This window comes from Microbacterium sp. NPDC057658 (assembly GCF_042799975.1).
Lineage (GTDB): Bacteria > Actinomycetota > Actinomycetes > Actinomycetales > Microbacteriaceae > Microbacterium.
Window position 1 is genome coordinate 1 of the sequence record NZ_JBHVHT010000001.1, and the last position, 16,748, is coordinate 16,748.

Sequence of the window (16,748 nt, forward strand, 5' to 3'; positions counted from 1 at the left end):
GGGCTTAAATTCTCAGCTTCGCCTTGCGGCTAACCGGTCCTCTTAACCTTCCAGCACCGGGCAGGCGTCAGTCCGTATACATCGTCTTGCGACTTGGCACGGACCTGTGTTTTTAGTAAACAGTCGCTACCCACTAGTCTCTGCGGCCTCCAAACGCTTTCGGAGCAAGTCCTAATACGTCGAAGGCCCCCCTTCTCCCGAAGTTACGGGGGCATTTTGCCGAGTTCCTTAACCACGATTCTCTCGATCTCCTTGGTATTCTCTACCTGACCACCTGAGTCGGTTTGGGGTACGGGCAGCTAGAACCTCGCGTCGATGCTTTTCTCGGCAGCATAGGATCATCCACTTTTTATCCGCATCGTGTCTCAGCCTGTATGAGTCGCGGATTTGCCTACGACTCGGCCTACGCACTTGCACCAGGACAACCATCGCCTGGCTTGGACTACCTTCCTGCGTCACACCTGTTAATACGCTAACCGCACCAGCATGGGGTCACGTGCTCCCCTCCACGGTGTCACCCGAAGGCAACGATGTGAAGGCTCGGACGTTTAGCACCACTGGATTAGCTTGGGCGGTTCTTCGCCGGTACGGGAATATCAACCCGTTGTCCATCGACTACGCCTGTCGGCCTCGCCTTAGGTCCCGACTTACCCAGGGAAGATTAGCTTGACCCTGGAACCCTTGGTCTTTCGGAGGACGTGTTTCTCACACGTCATTCGCTACTCATGCCTGCATTCTCACTCGTGTAGCCTCCACGGCTGGTTTCCACCGCCGCTTCGCTGGCCACACGACGCTCTCCTACCCATCAACACGGCTGGACCACGAAGGCCTACCAATAATGTCAATGCCACAACTTCGGTGGCGTGCTTGAGCCCCGTTACATTGTCGGCGCGGAATCACTTGACCAGTGAGCTATTACGCACTCTTTCAAGGGTGGCTGCTTCTAAGCCAACCTCCTGGTTGTCAGAGCAACTCCACATCCTTTCCCACTTAGCACGCGCTTTGGGACCTTAGTTGGTGGTCTGGGTTGTTTCCCTCTCGACTATGAAGCTTATCCCCCACAGTCTCACTGCTGCGCTCTCACTTACCGGCATTCGGAGTTTGGCTGACGTCAGTAACCTTGTAGGGCCCATCGGCCATCCAGTAGCTCTACCTCCGGCAAGAAACACGCAACGCTGCACCTAAATGCATTTCGGAGAGAACCAGCTATCACGAAGTTTGATTGGCCTTTCACCCCTATCCACAGCTCATCCCCTCAGTTTTCAACCTAAGTGGGTTCGGTCCTCCACGACGTCTTACCGTCGCTTCAACCTGGCCATGGATAGATCACTTCGCTTCGGGTCTAGGACATGCGACTGAATCGCCCTATTCAGACTCGCTTTCGCTACGGCTACCCCACACGGGTTAACCTCGCCACATATCGCTAACTCGCAGGCTCATTCTTCAAAAGGCACGCTGTCACACCTACCAGGGGTGCTCCAACGGTTTGTAAGCAAACGGTTTCAGGTACTATTTCACTCCCCTCCCGGGGTACTTTTCACCTTTCCCTCACGGTACTTGTCCGCTATCGGTCATCTGGGAGTATTTAGGCTTATCAGGTGGTCCTGACAGATTCACACGGGATTTCACGGGCCCCGTGCTACTTGGGATACTCTCCACGCCAGAACACGCATTTCGACTACGGGGTTGGCACCCTCTATGACCGGCCTTTCAAGACCGTTCGTCTATACGCTTCTGTAACGTCGCCAGCTCGGCAGAACTGACTGGTGAGTCCCACAACCCCGAATATGCAACTCCTGCCGGATATCACACACACTCGGTTTAGCCTGATCCGGTTTCGCTCGCCACTACTAACGGAATCGCGGTTGCTTTCTCTTCCTGTGGGTACTGAGATGTTTCACTTCCCCACGTTCCCTCTACCCGCCCTATATATTCAGGCGGGAGTCACTAGGTCGGCACGCCGCCCAGCGGGGTTTCCCCATTCGGACACCCTCGGATCAAAACTTGCTTATCAGTTCCCCGAGGCTTATCGCAGATTGCTACGTCCTTCTTCGGCTCCAGATGCCAAGGCATCCACCGTTTGCTCTTAAAGACTTGAAATCACATGAGTTTGAATCAAAAACCCGACCAGTCCGAAGACTGAATCAGAAATTGACTAATGATCTTTAAGATCATCTTGCGCAACTGATCAAAGACCAGTTGCAAGATGCTCGCGTCCACTGTGTAGTTCTCAAAGTACGGGCGGTACCCCTCACCACCTCCCCAACCGGAGAGACAACAAGAGGCCCAGAGGTACAGACCAGATCCCGAAAGACCCGCATCCGGTCCCTCAGGACCCAACAGCGTGCAGGCACCGAAACCCATCCCCCCAACGTTCCTGCAGCAAGCTGCGTACTAATCAGAGAAACAATCTCGATGCCATGTCAAATGTTCCACCCATGAGCTCCCAGCGAAGAACGTACGCCTTCGATCTGGGTTCTGGACGCCGAAGCGTCAGATGCTCCTTAGAAAGGAGGTGATCCAGCCGCACCTTCCGGTACGGCTACCTTGTTACGACTTAGTCCTAATTACCGATCCCACCTTCGACGGCTCCCTCCACAAGGGTTAGGCCACCGGCTTCAGGTGTTACCGACTTTCATGACTTGACGGGCGGTGTGTACAAGACCCGGGAACGTATTCACCGCAGCGTTGCTGATCTGCGATTACTAGCGACTCCGACTTCATGAGGTCGAGTTGCAGACCTCAATCCGAACTGGGACCGGCTTTTTGGGATTCGCTCCACCTCACGGTATTGCAGCCCTTTGTACCGGCCATTGTAGCATGCGTGAAGCCCAAGACATAAGGGGCATGATGATTTGACGTCATCCCCACCTTCCTCCGAGTTGACCCCGGCAGTATCCCATGAGTTCCCACCATTACGTGCTGGCAACATAGAACGAGGGTTGCGCTCGTTGCGGGACTTAACCCAACATCTCACGACACGAGCTGACGACAACCATGCACCACCTGTTTACGAGTGTCCAAAGAGTTGACCATTTCTGGCCCGTTCTCGTATATGTCAAGCCTTGGTAAGGTTCTTCGCGTTGCATCGAATTAATCCGCATGCTCCGCCGCTTGTGCGGGTCCCCGTCAATTCCTTTGAGTTTTAGCCTTGCGGCCGTACTCCCCAGGCGGGGAACTTAATGCGTTAGCTGCGTCACGGAATCCGTGGAATGGACCCCACAACTAGTTCCCAACGTTTACGGGGTGGACTACCAGGGTATCTAAGCCTGTTTGCTCCCCACCCTTTCGCTCCTCAGCGTCAGTTACGGCCCAGAGATCTGCCTTCGCCATCGGTGTTCCTCCTGATATCTGCGCATTCCACCGCTACACCAGGAATTCCAATCTCCCCTACCGCACTCTAGTCTGCCCGTACCCACTGCAGGCCCGAGGTTGAGCCTCGGGATTTCACAGCAGACGCGACAAACCGCCTACGAGCTCTTTACGCCCAATAATTCCGGATAACGCTTGCGCCCTACGTATTACCGCGGCTGCTGGCACGTAGTTAGCCGGCGCTTTTTCTGCAGGTACCGTCACTTTCGCTTCTTCCCTGCTAAAAGAGGTTTACAACCCGAAGGCCGTCATCCCTCACGCGGCGTTGCTGCATCAGGCTTTCGCCCATTGTGCAATATTCCCCACTGCTGCCTCCCGTAGGAGTCTGGGCCGTGTCTCAGTCCCAGTGTGGCCGGTCACCCTCTCAGGCCGGCTACCCGTCGACGCCTTGGTGAGCCATTACCTCACCAACAAGCTGATAGGCCGCGAGCCCATCCCCAACCGAAAAATCTTTCCAAACGCAGACCATGCGGTCACGTCACATATCCAGTATTAGACGCCGTTTCCAGCGCTTATCCCAGAGTCAGGGGCAGGTTGCTCACGTGTTACTCACCCGTTCGCCACTGATCCACAAGAGCAAGCTCCTGCTTCACCGTTCGACTTGCATGTGTTAAGCACGCCGCCAGCGTTCATCCTGAGCCAGGATCAAACTCTCCGTAAAAAAGAAATGCATACGAACCGGGGAAAAACCGGAACGCAGCGAGTTTGATGCTGACCAAAGAGACGAATTCATTGCTGACTTCATCCGTTGCCAACCCCACAAAGAGGTTGGTCTTTGATCCAAAGGAATTCTCACCCAGCCGAAGCTAGACGAGGATAATTTGGCATTTGACAAGTGCACGCTGTTGAGTTCTCAAGGATCGGATGCTCCCACGACCCAGCCATCACAGCCAGGCCCGAAGGGCAACTTCTCTATCTTACCGATCTCGTTTCCGTTGTCAAGTCCGAGTTTCTTCGGCCTGACCGTGGGAACGGATCAGCATCCTTCATCCTGTTCACTCTGTGAGTGTGTGGGATTCGGGAGGTGTTCGATGCTTGACGGGAGCCGGTCCGAGGACCTCCGCTCAACCGTTTGGGGCGAACAGGTAATAACTTACGTGGGTTCCGGACATCGGGCAAATCACCGATGATTCCCGGGCGTGTCGGGCGCAGCGGCGGCGCTGTCTGCGATCATCGCAGCGGAGGTTAACGATGACGAATGCAGTAAGCAGCGCGGTCGAGTGGGCCCTCGCGGCGGGTGAGGAAGAGGTCTTCCGCGCACTCGGCGCCCACGTAATCGATGGGGCCGGCCAGTTCTCGGCCTCCCGGCTCGCCGCGATCGGACGCCAGTGGTACTCCGAGCACGAGGCGGTGCTTCGGGCGAAAGCGTGTGTTCCGCTCATGGCGGTCCTCGGCACCGATTCCGACAACGTGACCATCGCGTATGCGGTGTCGACGGTCGTCGATCAGGTCGTGGCGACGGAGTCGATGCTCACGCCCCTCACCGCGGCCTATGTCGTCGGTCTGATCGTTCGCAAGATGGCTGCCGGCTACTGCGATGACCTTGCCCCCGCCATCTGACGGTGCCGCCCTCCCCCGTCCCGAGCGTCTGCGCTCGCTCTTCGAGGGGTGGAAGGGGGTGCCCCACGACCCCTCCGTCGCTTACGAGAACGATTGGAAGTCCTCGGTCGATTGGGCATCGTATGCCGAGGACGAGATCGACGAACAGATAAGACTGCGTTCGGTTCCGGTCATCGAACAACGACTGCGGAGGCTGTGGAGCGCCATCGGCGAGACCGTCGCCGATGACCCGGTCGCCGCAAGGGTTCATGCTTCCGTGACGGTGAGCTCGCTCCACAACGGCATCCCGTTGGAGACGTTCTATGAGGCGCGGCACGATGGGGGGAACATCCTCGTCAACGACGCGATCGCAGACTTCACCCGTCACGTCTTCCTCGGCTACACGTCATGGACGTACTCCCGCGTCAACACCTCATCGTCGACCGAGGCTCGAGCGTGGGGAGAGGCGTTCCCCGTCGTCCGTCGCATCCTCGCCTTCGAGAACTGGTCGATCGCGTTTGGAGGGCTGGTGCAGCCGTTCGAGTTCGATCCTCCCGGCGGCATCCTCGCGCATTCGGTGCATGCCGCCGAGTGGTCCCTCGTGTTCTGGCTGGCGCACGAGTTCGGGCACGCGCTGCGTGCAGCCGTCGCCACCGGGGAACAGGTGGAGATCGCCGGTCGGGACGCCAGCGCGCTCCTGCGCGAGGCCGACGGTGAAGAAGCCGAGCATCTGTGCGACCTGATCGCCCTGCGCATCGCTCTCACCACCCCGCATCCGGAGTTCGAGGGAAGCGCGCTGACTTCACCCCTGGCTCTCGTCTTCGCCTTCCTTCCGCTCGTGATCGCCGAGCACCGTCACTTCGTGCGTCCGCCCCGCGGCGGTGCCTCGTTCCTGCGCCGCTGGTCGGCGCTGCAAGCTCTCCTCGACCGCAGCGCCCCTGATGAGGATGCCGGCGAGGCCTTCCGCGACGCGATCGAGTTCTTGGAGACGATCTGTTTCGCAGATAGCACGTGGAGCGACGGTGCTCTGCTCACACTGGTCGACGAGTGCGTATTCGCGGCGCCCACGCCGACCCAGACACCGACGGACCTGCACTGGGTGTCCGCGCGGGACGACGAAGTGCGGCTCTACCTGACGCCCAGTAGCCTCGTCTCGCGTTCAGCCGAGATCCTGCTCCAGGAAGGAGCGACACCGGACACGCGAGATGGCTGGATTCGCGCGGTGCTCGACCGATCGGCCGGAGTGGAGGTCCCCGCCTACGACGAGACCTTCCTGTCGCGTGACTATCACCTCGCCGTGGATCACTTCCGGCTGCGATTCCGCGCGGCACTGGCCGGAGCCGATGATCCGAGCGCCGTCATCAACCCGCGGGGCGACGTCACCTTTTCGGAGTGGACCGACACCTGGAGCTTTCTGGGCGATCCGGTTTTCCGGAGGATCGCGTACGAGATCGCCTCGGACCCGTGGCCGCTCATCGTCCATGACGTACGTGACGCCCGGCAGCCGCCCGCCCCGCCCTCAGCACTCCGCGCGCTGCGCGGCGCGGAAGCCGGCGATGTTACTTCCGATCGCAGGAAAGCCCCGGGCGACTGACCCGGGGCTTTCTTGTTCCTGTGGACCTAAGGGGATTCGAACCCCTGACCTCCTCGATGCGAACGAGGCGCGCTACCAACTGCGCCATAGGCCCGTGAACGACATCTACGTTATCACGCTCGCGATCCCGGACATGACGAAGGCCCCGCATCTCCATGTTTCCAGGGGAGTCGGGGCCTTCGTGGTGGCGGTGACGGTGGGATTTGAACCCACGGTAGGGGGTTACCCTACACAACTTTTCGAGAGTTGCACCTTCGGCCGCTCGGACACGTCACCGCGGATCAGTTTACGACACCGGGGCCGAGCGCGCGAATCGGCGGGTCACCAGGCGGCGGCGACCTCGGCGTGGGCGCGGAGGATGCCCTCCGTGGAGCCGGCGGGGGCGCGCCCGATGCCGCACTCCGTGGCGACGCCGAACTCCGGCGCGAACGGGACGGCGGCGGCGATCCGGCGACGCGCACCCTCCGCGCCGTCCTCCCGGTGCACGAGGCCGAGGTAGAGCTCCTCGACCGGGGTGAGCGCGGCGAGCGGGGCGAAGTAGGCCTCGTCATCGTGGCCGATCGGCACGGGAAGGTGCAGCCAGGTGAGCGGACGGTGGGCCGCGGCGATGACGGCGTTGGCGTAGCGGACGAGGGAGCCGGCGTCGGTCGGCTCGAAGAAGTGCTTCTCCCCCGCGTCGCCGTAGCAGAGGTGCACGCCCACCTCGACGTCGTCCGGGACGGCATCGACGAGGGCGGCGAGACGCGAGACGAGGCCGTCGAACGGGTCGCCGGGCCACCACCCCTCCATGACGGCGCCGTAGCCGGAGGCGCCCTCGAGGATCCCCATCTCGCTCGCGACGTCCCACTGCACCGCGAGGTCGTCGTGCGGGATCGCGGCGAGGATCTCGTCGAGCTCGCGGAGCATCGCGGCGGTGTACACGGGCTCGATCGCGGCCCGGTCGTCGCCGTGGAAGAACGAGGAGATGACGGCGAGCGGGGTGGGCAGCGAGACCTGGAACCGGGTGCCCGCGGCGACCACTCCCTCCTCCCGCAGCCGGGCGAAGAGGCCGTACGACTCGATCGCCGCGGAGGCGTACTCCAGCGGAGGCAGCGCGATCGTCGCCGGGTCCACGCCCTCGGCGATCCGGAGGCCCCGGGCGTCGATGCCGGCGGGGAACGGGATGGGCTCGTCGCCGATCCGCTCGATGCCGTCCGCCTGGCCGATGACGTCGGGCTGGAACATGATCCAGTGGAACCGTTTGCCCACCTCGCCGTCCGGGATGCGACGCAACCGGTCGCCGAGCAGCTCCGCAGCGGTGCGCATCGTCGTCTCGGCGTCGTCGAAGTTCACACTGCCCACGAGAAGGGCACCCTGGGGCTGCGTCATGGCCTCAGGATATCCCTCGCCGACCCACCCCTTTCCGGCCGAGCCACCCCTCTGCGTGCGGCCGGAAGGGGGTGGGACACACGCAAGGGGGTGGGTCGCCGAGGGGAGGTCGGGATTAGGATTGCCTAAGAACCCGCCGCCTCCGGGGGCAGAACGACGGGAAGGATGCAAGCAGCATGGGATTCATCACGTCTGCGGCGCTCGCCGAGACCGGATACGTGGTCCTCGACGACGAGACCACCCCGGTGGACCCGTCCGAGTGGCAGGACCTCGAGTACGTCGGCTGGCGCTCCTCCGGCATCACCCGCTTCGCACCCCTGACGAGCTACGCGGGCGAGATCGACTGCAACGGCTTCTGGAACCACACGCCGCCGCGCACCGACAAGGACGGCGTCTGGATTCCCTCACAGGTCGCGATCGCCCCGACCCTGCAGCGCCGTGCCCTGGCCCCTGGCGCCGGCGTCGGCCGCTGCCGGGTCATCGAGCTCCAGCCGAACGACTACGCCGACGCGATCTACAACCTGCACCAGGACGACAACAACCGCCTCAACGAGCCGGGCACGGGCTGGGTGGTCCGCGGGTACTACAACCTCACCGACGACACCGACTCGATGCTCATCCTCCGCTCCGACCGGTTCGACCCGGCCACCGAGGTCCGGCTGCCGCTGCGCGCCGGCTCCCGGATCATCGTCGACACGCAGCGCTTCTGGCATGCCGTGTGGCATCGCGGGACAGGGCCCCGGTATGCGCTCATCACCTCCTGGACCAGCGGCCCTGAGCTCGACGCATACATCGCCGCGCACCACGGCGACCCGCATCCGCCGACGGTCGACCTCGACCCGCGTGTGGTGGACGAGGCCCAGGTCGAGATGCACCGTCGGATCGAGGAGCGCCGTCGCGCGTTCGAGGCGCAGGGCATCGTGATGGAGCCGCCCGCCGACATGAACCTCGTCGGCTGAGGCTCAGACCGTCCGGCCGCCCTCGATCCGCACGACCCGGTCGACCGTCCCCGCGGGCGGCGCCACATGCGAGATGAGCAGCACCGACTGCTCCCCCGTCGCCTGCAGCAGGTCGCGCAGGAGAGCGTCCGAGGCCTCGGGGTCGACGCCCGCCGTCGGCTCGTCCAGCACGAGCACCGGGAAGCCACGGAGCAGCGCGCGAGCCAGAGCGATCCGCTGCGCCTGGCCGCCGGACACCAGCGCACCGCGGTCGCCCACCCGCGCATCGAGCCCTCCGCGCTCGCGCACCCACGCCGCGAGTCCCACACGGTCGAGCACGGCGAGGAGTTCTTCGTCGGTGGCCGTGTCCCTGGCGAAGAGGAGGTTCTGCCGCACGTCCTCGTCGAAGAGCTGCGGCTGCTGCTCGCACAGACCGACGACGCGGCGCAGCGAGGGCCCGGACAGCGCCGCCGCGTCGAGATCGCCGATCCGGTATTCGCCGTCCACGCGGAGGAAGCCCACGAGCGCAGCCGCCAGCGAGCTCTTGCCCGCCCCGCTCGCCCCGGAGACGAGCACCCGCTCACCCGGCGCGAGGTCGAGGTCCACCCCGGTCAGCGCCGCCGCCCCTCCGGGCCAGTGCGCCGTGGCTCCCCGCAGCGTGAGCGCGGGGACGCCGTCGACCGCGACGTCCTCCCCCGCGTCGGTCCGCAGCTCCGGCGGCATCTGTTCGGGCAGCACGTCCACGATGCGCTCCGCGCTCGCGCGGACGCTCCGCCACGAGGCCGCCGCGATCGGCACGGCGCCGAACACCTCGAACACGACCATCGGCACGAGCACCGCGACCGCGAGCCACGGGGCGTCGATGGCTCCCGTGGCGAGGCCCGGGGCTGCCACCGCCAGCGCCCACACCGAGGCGGCGCCGGCCATCAGCGAGACCACTCCGGCCGCGACGGCCTGCGCCAGCGACGCCCGACCGACGACCCGACGCAGGGCGGCATCCGCGACACGGATCCGCTCTCGGGCCTGCGCCTCCGCGCCGAACGCGAGCAGCACGTCGAGGCTGCCGAAGTAGTCGACGAGGGCGGCGGACACCTCGGCCCGACGCGCCGACACCGCGGCCTCCGCACGGGAGCCGAAGATCCAGCCGAGCCCGACGGCGGCGAGCGCGGCGACGAGGAGGCAGACGGCGAGCGTGAGCGCGGCCGGCGGCGAGACGAAGGCGAGGAAGCCGACGGCGCCGAGGGCGACCACGCCCGAGACGGCGAGCGGCTGCACGACCCGGAGCGGGAGGTTCTGCAGGTTCTCCACGTCGTCGACGAGAGCCGCGAGCACCTGGCCCCGGTCCGTCGCGCCGAGCCCCGCCGGCGAGAGCGGGATGAGGCGGCGCACCATGTCGGACCGGGTCGTGGCGAGCTGTCGGAGGGCGGCGTCGTGACCGCTGAGCCGCTCGAGGTACCGCGTGACGGCTCGGGTCACGGCGAAGAACCGCACCCCGACGACCGCGATGGACAGCGGCACGAGGGAGTCGACGATCGACGCGCTCACGATCAGCCAGCCGCTCACCGCGAGGAGGCTCACGGCGGCGGCCGCCGACAGCACGCCCCAGATCAGCCCGGGGAGGAAGCGGCGGAACGGCGGCTGCGCGAGCCGGAGCACCTCCCGGACCCGGTCGCTGCGGGTCGTCTCGTTCATGCGCTCACCCCCAGCGCCACGATCCGGTCGGCGATGTCCCTGGCCGAGCGGCGGTGCGAGACGAGCAGGACGGTGGCGCCGGCATCCGCTCGCGCGCGCAGCGACCGCCACAGCCGCTCCTCGGTGTCGGCGTCGAGGGCGCTGGAGGGCTCATCGAGCGCGAGCATCCGCTCCGGCATTCCGTCGTGGCGGTACAGCGCCCTGGCCACCGCGACGCGCTGCGCCTGTCCTCCCGACAGCCCTGCGCCCTGCACACCCAGCACACGGTCGGCCTCGATGCCCTCGGCGCACGCGGCGTCGAGCGCCCGGCGTACACGGGCGAGGTCGGGACCGGCATCCCCGAGTGCGACGTTCTCCGCGACCGTGCCGCGCATCAGCCCCGGCGTCTGCCCGGCCCAGGCGAGCCAGTCGGACGGTGCGAGCTCGGCGACGTCCCGTCCGCCCCAGGTCGCCGTGCCCGTGGAGTCCACCGCCCCGCGGAGGGCGGCGAGCAGACTCGACTTCCCGGAGCCGCTCGGCCCCTCGATCAGGGTCACCGACCCGGGCTCCGCGACGAAGGACACCGGCGGGAGGTCCCGCACGCGGAGTCCGTCCACCACGAGTTCCCGCCCCGCCGGCACGACGTCGACCCGGCTGCCGGACGAGTCCACGGGGTTCGGTCGTGCGTCCGTGCCGAGGTCGTGCGGGCGCATGCCGCCCCGGTCCCGGTCGCGCGCCGCATCCAGCACGTCGAACACGTCTTCCGTGGCCGCGACGCCCTCGGCCGCCGCGTGGAACTGCACGCCTACCTGACGGATGGGGAGGAAGGCCTCCGGGGCGAGCAGCAGCACGAAGAGCCCGACCTCCAGGCTCAGATCGCCCGAAAGCAGCCGGAACCCGACCGCGACCGCGATGAGCGCGACCGCGAGCGACGACAGCAGCTCCATCGCGAACCCCGACAGGAACGAGAACCGCAACACCTTCATGGTCTCGCGACGGTACTCGTCGGCGGTCACCTCGATGCGGTCGGCCGCCCGACGGTCCCGGCCGAACAGCCGCAGCGTCGACAGCCCCTGCACCGTGTCGGCGAAGCGGGCGGCGAGGTGCTGCAGCGTCTGCCACTGCTTCTTCTGCACCGTGCGGGTCGCGATGCCGATGAGGATGAGGAAGAGCGGGATGAGCGGCAGGGTGATGACGGCGGTGAGTCCGCTCGGCCAGTCCTGCCACCACATGACCGCGACGAGCACCGGCGTCGCGATGACGGTGAGCACGAGCTGCGGGATGTACCGCGCGAAGTACGCGTCCAGGGCTTCCAGGCCGTGACCGGCGGTGACGGCGATCTGCGTCTGATTCCGCTGCGCGAGCCACCCGGGGCCGAGGCGTCCGACGGCCGCGACGAGCGCGGCCCGCAGCTGCATCCCGGTCCGGTCGGCGGCCTGCGTGCCCGCGGCGTCGGAGGCGGCGATGAGCAGACCCCGAAGGAGGGCGGCCCCGAGCAGCCAGAGCAGGGTCACGGTGACGTCGCGCCCCGCGATCGCCCCCACGACCGCTTCGGTGAGGAGCCACGCGAAGGCGATCGTCACCGCGGTCTGGAAGACGCCGATCGCGGCCGACGCCAGGAGGAATCCCCGGGCGGCGGCCGCGTATCGGAGCAGCCTCGGATCGACGGGTTTCACGCGTGCGCCGGAGCCCCCTCGATCGACCGGCGGGTGACGCGCTTGCGGAACACCCAGTAGGTCCAGGTCTGGTACGCGATGACCAGCGGGAGGGCGATCAGCGCGGTCCAGCTCATGATCTGCAGCGTATACGGAGTGCTGGACGCGTTGGCGATCGTGAGACTGTACGCCGGATCGATGGTCGACGGCATCACGAACGGGAACAGGGCGGAGAACAGCATGACGACGGCGAACATGACCGTGAGCATGCCGGCGAAGAACGCCCACCCGTCGCGGCGGACGAGCGAGAAGCCGACTGCCGCGATCAGGCTGACCGCCGCGAGCGCACCGGCTCCGATGACGAGCCACAGCAGCGGAGCCTCCCGGCCCATCGCGATCGCGACCGTCCAGATCACCGTCGCGGCGGCGACGAGGATCGTCGGGATGGCGGCCTTCTTCGCGAGCTTCTGCGCGTCCTCGTGCACCTGGCCGTCCGTCTTCAGCGCGACGAACAGCACGCCGTGCAGGAAGAAGAGCAGCAGGGTCGTCACGCCGACCAGCAGCGCGTACGGGTTGAGCAGCGAGAAGAAGCCGCCGACGTAGATGTGGTTCTCATCGATCGCCACCCCCTGCACGATGTTGCCGAAGGCGACGCCCCAGAGCAGTGCCGGGACGACCGAGCCGATGACGATCATCCGGTCGAAGCCCTGCTTCCACTTCCTGCTCTCCCGCTGATGGCGGTACTCGAACGAGACGCCGCGGAGGATGAGCGCGAGCAGGATGAGCAGCAGCGGCAGGTAGAACCCGCTGAACAGCGTGGCGTACCACTCGGGGAACGAGGCGAAGAGCGAGGCCCCGGCCACGATGACCCACGTCTCGTTGAGGTCCCACACGGGACCGATCGTGTTGATGACCTGTCGGCGCGACACGTCGTTCTTGCCGAGGAACGGCAGCGACATGCCGACACCGAAGTCGAACCCGTCGAGGACGAAGTAGCCGACGAACAGGAAGGCGACCACCCAGAACCAGATCGTTGCGAGATCCATGATGCTCGTTCCTCTCAGTACACGACCGACGGCAGCTGAGCCGTCTCCTCATGGGGCTGTTCGTCGGTGTCCGGCCCCTTCTGGGCGGCCTTGACGATCAGCCGGACCTCGACCACGGCCAGCGCGGCGTAGATCGCGGTGAAGGCGATCAGCGAGATCAGGACCTCGAGTCCGCTCACGCCGGGCGAGACGCCGTCGCGGGTGGACATCAGACCGAACACGATCCAGGGCTGTCGACCCATCTCGGTGAACACCCAGCCCATGATGTTGGCGGCGAGCGCGAGCGGGAACGACCAGATCGCGACCTTCCACATCCACGGCGCGACCGGCTTGGTGGCCTTCTTGCGGGTGACCCAGAGGCCGGCGACGGCGACGAGGGCGGCGGCCATGCCGAGGCCGATCATCCAGCGGAACGACCAGTAGGTGATCCACAGGACAGGGGCGAAGTCGGTGAGACCGGTGCTCGCATACGTCTGGGCGTACTCGGCGTTCAGGTCGTTGATGCCGTGCACACAGGCGTCGAGCGTGTGGGTCGACAGCAGCGACAGCAGGTACGGCACCCGGATCGAGAACAGCTCCGAGCTTCCGTCCGGCGTGCCCAGCGTGAAGATGCTGAAGGAGGCATCGGCGCCGCAGACGGTGTTGAACGTCGCCTCGGCGGCGGCCATCTTCATCGGCTGTGCGGCGTACATCGCCAGACCGAGCTGGTCGCCCGTGAGCACGACGCCCGCGGTGGAGAAGATCATCGCCCAGAGGCCGAACTTCAGCGAGACGCGCATGGTGTCGAAGTGCTGCCCGCGGGCCAGGTGCCAGGCGGACACCGAGATGACGACACCCGCGGCGAACATGAGCGCGCCGAAGATGGTGTGCGGGAACGCGGCGAGGGCGACGGGGTTCGTCAGCAGCGCCCAGAAGTCGGTGAGCTCGGCGCGGTTGGTCACCTCGTTGTACGTGTAGCCGACCGGGTTCTGCATGAACGCATTGGCGGCGATGATGAAGTACGCCGACAGGATGCTGCCGATCGAGACGCACCAGATGGTGGCCAGGTGGATCTTCTGCGGGAGCTTGTCCCAGCCGAAGATCCAGAGGCCGATGAAGGTCGCCTCGAAGAAGAACGCCAGCAGGCCCTCGAAGGCGAGCGGGGCGCCGAAGACGTCGCCGACGAAGCGCGAGTAGTCCGACCAGTTCATGCCGAACTGGAACTCCTGCACGATGCCGGTGACGACGCCCATCGCGAAGTTGATGAGGAAGATCTTGCCGAAGAAGCGGGTGAGGTGCAGGTACTGCACCTTGCCGGTACGCACCCACGCGGTCTGGAAGATGGCGGCGACCAGCGCCATGCCGATCGTCAGCGGGACGAAGAGGTAGTGGTAGACGGTCGTCAGGCCGAACTGCCATCGGGCCAGGGCGAGCGGATCAAGCCATTCCATGAGCGACTCCCGTTCTGTTCGACGCCTGCGCGGCGGTGTCGCGCAGCTGCACGGTGCATTCGGAGGGCTGCGCGGCCTCGCGCACGCACTCGGCTTCGAGCGGACCCCCCGCTTCTGCAAGGATGCCCTGCATCAGCCCGAGATGCACCTGGCACAGCATCGGGCGGTCCTCCGGCCGGCCGGCCGCGTGCGGGCACGGACTCAGGTCGACGGTCAGACCGCGGTCGTCCACGACCGGCTCGAAGCCGCTCTCCTCCAGGTGCTCGACGAGGGCGTCGAGCTGGTAGGTGGCGTCCTTGCCGAGGGCGGTCCCGGTGCCGGGGAGGACGCTGCGGAGCAGGTCGCCGCGACGGGCGGCGGCCTTGGCCTTGTTCCGCGCGACCGGACTGGAGGCGTCCGGGGCCCCGGTGGCGGCGCGGTACAGCGTCCGAGGGCGCCCCCGGGTGGTGCGGTGCTCCACGGTCGGGATGACGTAGCCGCCCTCGATGAGCCGCTGCAGGTGCTCGCGCACGGTGTTCGGGTGGAGGCCGGTGGCCTCGCACAGGTCGCCGATCGCGAGTTCTCCGGAGGCGCCGGAGTGCCCGGCCTCGAAGAGGAGGTGCAGGATGCGCACCCGGGAGTAGCTGGAGATCGGCCCGCAGACGGACCCGCCGTTGGACATGTCTCAATTATCGGCCGGGGCCGGGGGCCGCCGGGGGAAGCGGGCCGTGAATAATCGCCTGGTCGATAGGGATGTCTGATCCCGCCGATAGCCTGGGGGCATGGCCACCCGGAAACCCGCTCCCCCCGCGTACGTCTGCACCGAGTGCGGGTGGACGACGGCCAAGTGGGTGGGCCGCTGCGGGGAGTGCCAGCAGTGGGGCACGGTCCAGGAGCAGGCCGCGCAGACCGGGATCCTCCGTCGCGTGAACGCGCTCGCACCGACCGCCGATCGCGCGGCGCGGCCGATCACGCAGATCACGACGCAGGACGCGCCGCGCCGCACGAGTGGGGTCGGCGAGTTCGACCGGGTGCTCGGCGGCGGCATCGTGCCGGGAGCCGCGATCCTCCTCAGCGGCGAGCCCGGCGTCGGCAAGTCCACCCTGCTGCTTCAGGTCGCCGCGCAGGCCGCGCGGAGCGGGCGACGGGTGCTCTACGCCAGCGCCGAGGAGTCGCCGGCCCAGGTGCGCCTGCGAGCGGAGCGGACGGGCGCCCTGCACGACGAGCTCTACCTCGCGAGCGAGACCGACCTCGCCACGATCCTCGGCCACATCGACGAGGTGCAGCCGCAGCTCGTCATCGTCGACTCCGTGCAGACCGTGTCGTCGTCGCTCACCGACGGCGCGGCCGGTCAGCCCAGCCAGGTGCGGGAGGTCGCCGCGACCCTGATCCGGGTGGCGAAGGAGCGCGATCTGCCGATCATCATCGTCGGCCATGTGACCAAGGACGGCCAGGTGGCGGGGCCCCGGGTGCTGGAGCACCTCGTCGACGTCGTGTGCCACTTCGAGGGCGACCGGCAGACCTCGCTGCGCTTCATCCGTGCCCTCAAGAACCGCTTCGGTCCCACCGACGAGGTCGGCTGCTTCGAGATGACCGGAGACGGCATCGCCGAGGTGCCCGACCCCTCCGGCCTGTTCCTGTCGCAGGGCGCCTCCGAGCCGGGGACCTGCGTGGCCATCTCCCTCGAGGGCCGTCGCGCCCTCCCCGTCGAGGTGCAGGCGCTCACCGTGCCGAGCAACGCGCCGAACCCCCGGCGCATCGTGCACGGCCTCGACTCCTCGCGGGTGGCCATGGTGCTGGCGATCCTCGAGCGCCGGGCGGGCGTGCCCACCGGCAGCCTCGACGTCTACGTGTCCACGGTCGGCGGGGTGCGCTTCACGGAGCCCGCCGCCGATCTCGCCATCGCGATCGCCGTCGCCGGGTCCATCCAGATGATCTCGGTGCCGCGCACGGTCGCCGCCGTCGGCGAGCTCAGCCTCGCGGGCGAGGTGCGGCCGGTGACGCAGGCGGCGCAGCGGCGCTCCGAGGCCGCCCGGCTCGGCTACGAGCAGGTGGTGGACGACCGCTCGAAGACCCTGCGCGCGGCGCTGGGCGACGTGAGGGCGCGGAACAGCGCCCGTCGCCCCGACCGCGACATCCCGCCGTTCTGAGTCGGA

General features: G+C 66.3%; 10 protein-coding genes, 2 tRNA genes and 2 rRNA genes. 4 read left to right on the top strand and 10 right to left on the bottom strand.

Annotation, left to right across the window (positions count from 1 at the left end):
- A 23S ribosomal RNA gene (locus ACFU8V_RS00005) occupies positions 1-2,100 on the bottom strand; the annotation flags it as partial.
- A 408-nt stretch (positions 2,101-2,508) separates the two neighbouring features.
- Positions 2,509-4,033, bottom strand: a 16S ribosomal RNA gene (locus ACFU8V_RS00010).
- 530 nt (positions 4,034-4,563) lie between these two features.
- Between ACFU8V_RS00010 and ACFU8V_RS00015 the strand changes: the two genes are divergently transcribed.
- Entirely contained in the window at positions 4,564-4,932 is a 369-nt protein-coding gene (locus ACFU8V_RS00015) for a hypothetical protein (protein ID WP_378868036.1), read from the top strand.
- Between the two features lie 256 nt (positions 4,933-5,188).
- Positions 5,189-6,505 (top strand): hypothetical protein, encoded by a 1,317-nt coding sequence (locus tag ACFU8V_RS00020; RefSeq protein WP_378868039.1) that lies wholly within the window; start codon positions 5,189-5,191, stop codon positions 6,503-6,505.
- A gap of 21 nt (positions 6,506-6,526) precedes the next feature.
- Here ACFU8V_RS00020 and ACFU8V_RS00025 read toward each other — a convergent pair.
- The 3 genes from ACFU8V_RS00025 to ACFU8V_RS00035 form a co-directional block, all read right to left on the bottom strand.
- Positions 6,527-6,599: transfer RNA gene (locus ACFU8V_RS00025), tRNA-Ala, on the bottom strand.
- A gap of 91 nt (positions 6,600-6,690) precedes the next feature.
- Positions 6,691-6,781 (bottom strand) — tRNA-Ser (locus ACFU8V_RS00030).
- Positions 6,782-6,826: 45 nt separating this feature from the next.
- Positions 6,827-7,873: a hypothetical protein gene (locus ACFU8V_RS00035; protein WP_126894389.1), complete on the bottom strand. Its 1,047-nt coding sequence runs from the start codon at positions 7,871-7,873 to the stop codon at positions 6,827-6,829.
- 176 nt (positions 7,874-8,049) lie between these two features.
- Between ACFU8V_RS00035 and ACFU8V_RS00040 the strand changes: the two genes are divergently transcribed.
- Positions 8,050-8,832 (top strand): hypothetical protein, encoded by a 783-nt coding sequence (locus tag ACFU8V_RS00040; RefSeq protein WP_025105489.1) that lies wholly within the window; start codon positions 8,050-8,052, stop codon positions 8,830-8,832.
- A gap of 3 nt (positions 8,833-8,835) precedes the next feature.
- Here ACFU8V_RS00040 and cydC read toward each other — a convergent pair whose 3' ends face one another.
- From cydC to ACFU8V_RS00065, 5 genes are read right to left on the bottom strand one after another with little or no spacing between them, the layout of a single operon-like run.
- Complete coding sequence (gene cydC / locus ACFU8V_RS00045) at positions 8,836-10,503, bottom strand: thiol reductant ABC exporter subunit CydC (protein WP_025105488.1); 1,668 nt, start codon at positions 10,501-10,503, stop codon at positions 8,836-8,838.
- Entirely contained in the window at positions 10,500-12,158 is a 1,659-nt protein-coding gene (cydD, locus tag ACFU8V_RS00050; RefSeq protein WP_378868044.1) for a thiol reductant ABC exporter subunit CydD, read from the bottom strand. Before cydD ends, cydC begins: the two co-directional genes overlap by 4 nt.
- Complete coding sequence (gene cydB, locus ACFU8V_RS00055) at positions 12,155-13,183, bottom strand: cytochrome d ubiquinol oxidase subunit II (RefSeq protein ID WP_025105486.1); 1,029 nt, start codon at positions 13,181-13,183, stop codon at positions 12,155-12,157. Before cydB ends, cydD begins: the two co-directional genes overlap by 4 nt.
- 14 nt (positions 13,184-13,197) lie before the next feature.
- Positions 13,198-14,613 carry a cytochrome ubiquinol oxidase subunit I gene (locus tag ACFU8V_RS00060; RefSeq protein ID WP_025105485.1) on the bottom strand — a complete coding sequence of 472 codons (1,416 nt, stop codon included), beginning with the start codon at positions 14,611-14,613 and terminating at the stop codon, positions 13,198-13,200.
- The gene (locus ACFU8V_RS00065; RefSeq protein ID WP_085605984.1) at positions 14,600-15,274 is read right to left on the bottom strand and encodes a metalloregulator ArsR/SmtB family transcription factor; all 675 of its coding nucleotides are present in this window, start codon (positions 15,272-15,274) and stop codon (positions 14,600-14,602) included. The genes ACFU8V_RS00060 and ACFU8V_RS00065 overlap by 14 nt, the downstream gene beginning before the upstream one ends.
- A gap of 100 nt (positions 15,275-15,374) precedes the next feature.
- Here ACFU8V_RS00065 and radA point away from each other — a divergent pair, with 100 nt between their 5' ends.
- Positions 15,375-16,742 carry a DNA repair protein RadA gene (gene radA / locus ACFU8V_RS00070; RefSeq protein WP_378868050.1) on the top strand — a complete coding sequence of 456 codons (1,368 nt, stop codon included), beginning with the start codon at positions 15,375-15,377 and terminating at the stop codon, positions 16,740-16,742.
- Positions 16,743-16,748: the final 6 nt, after the last annotated feature.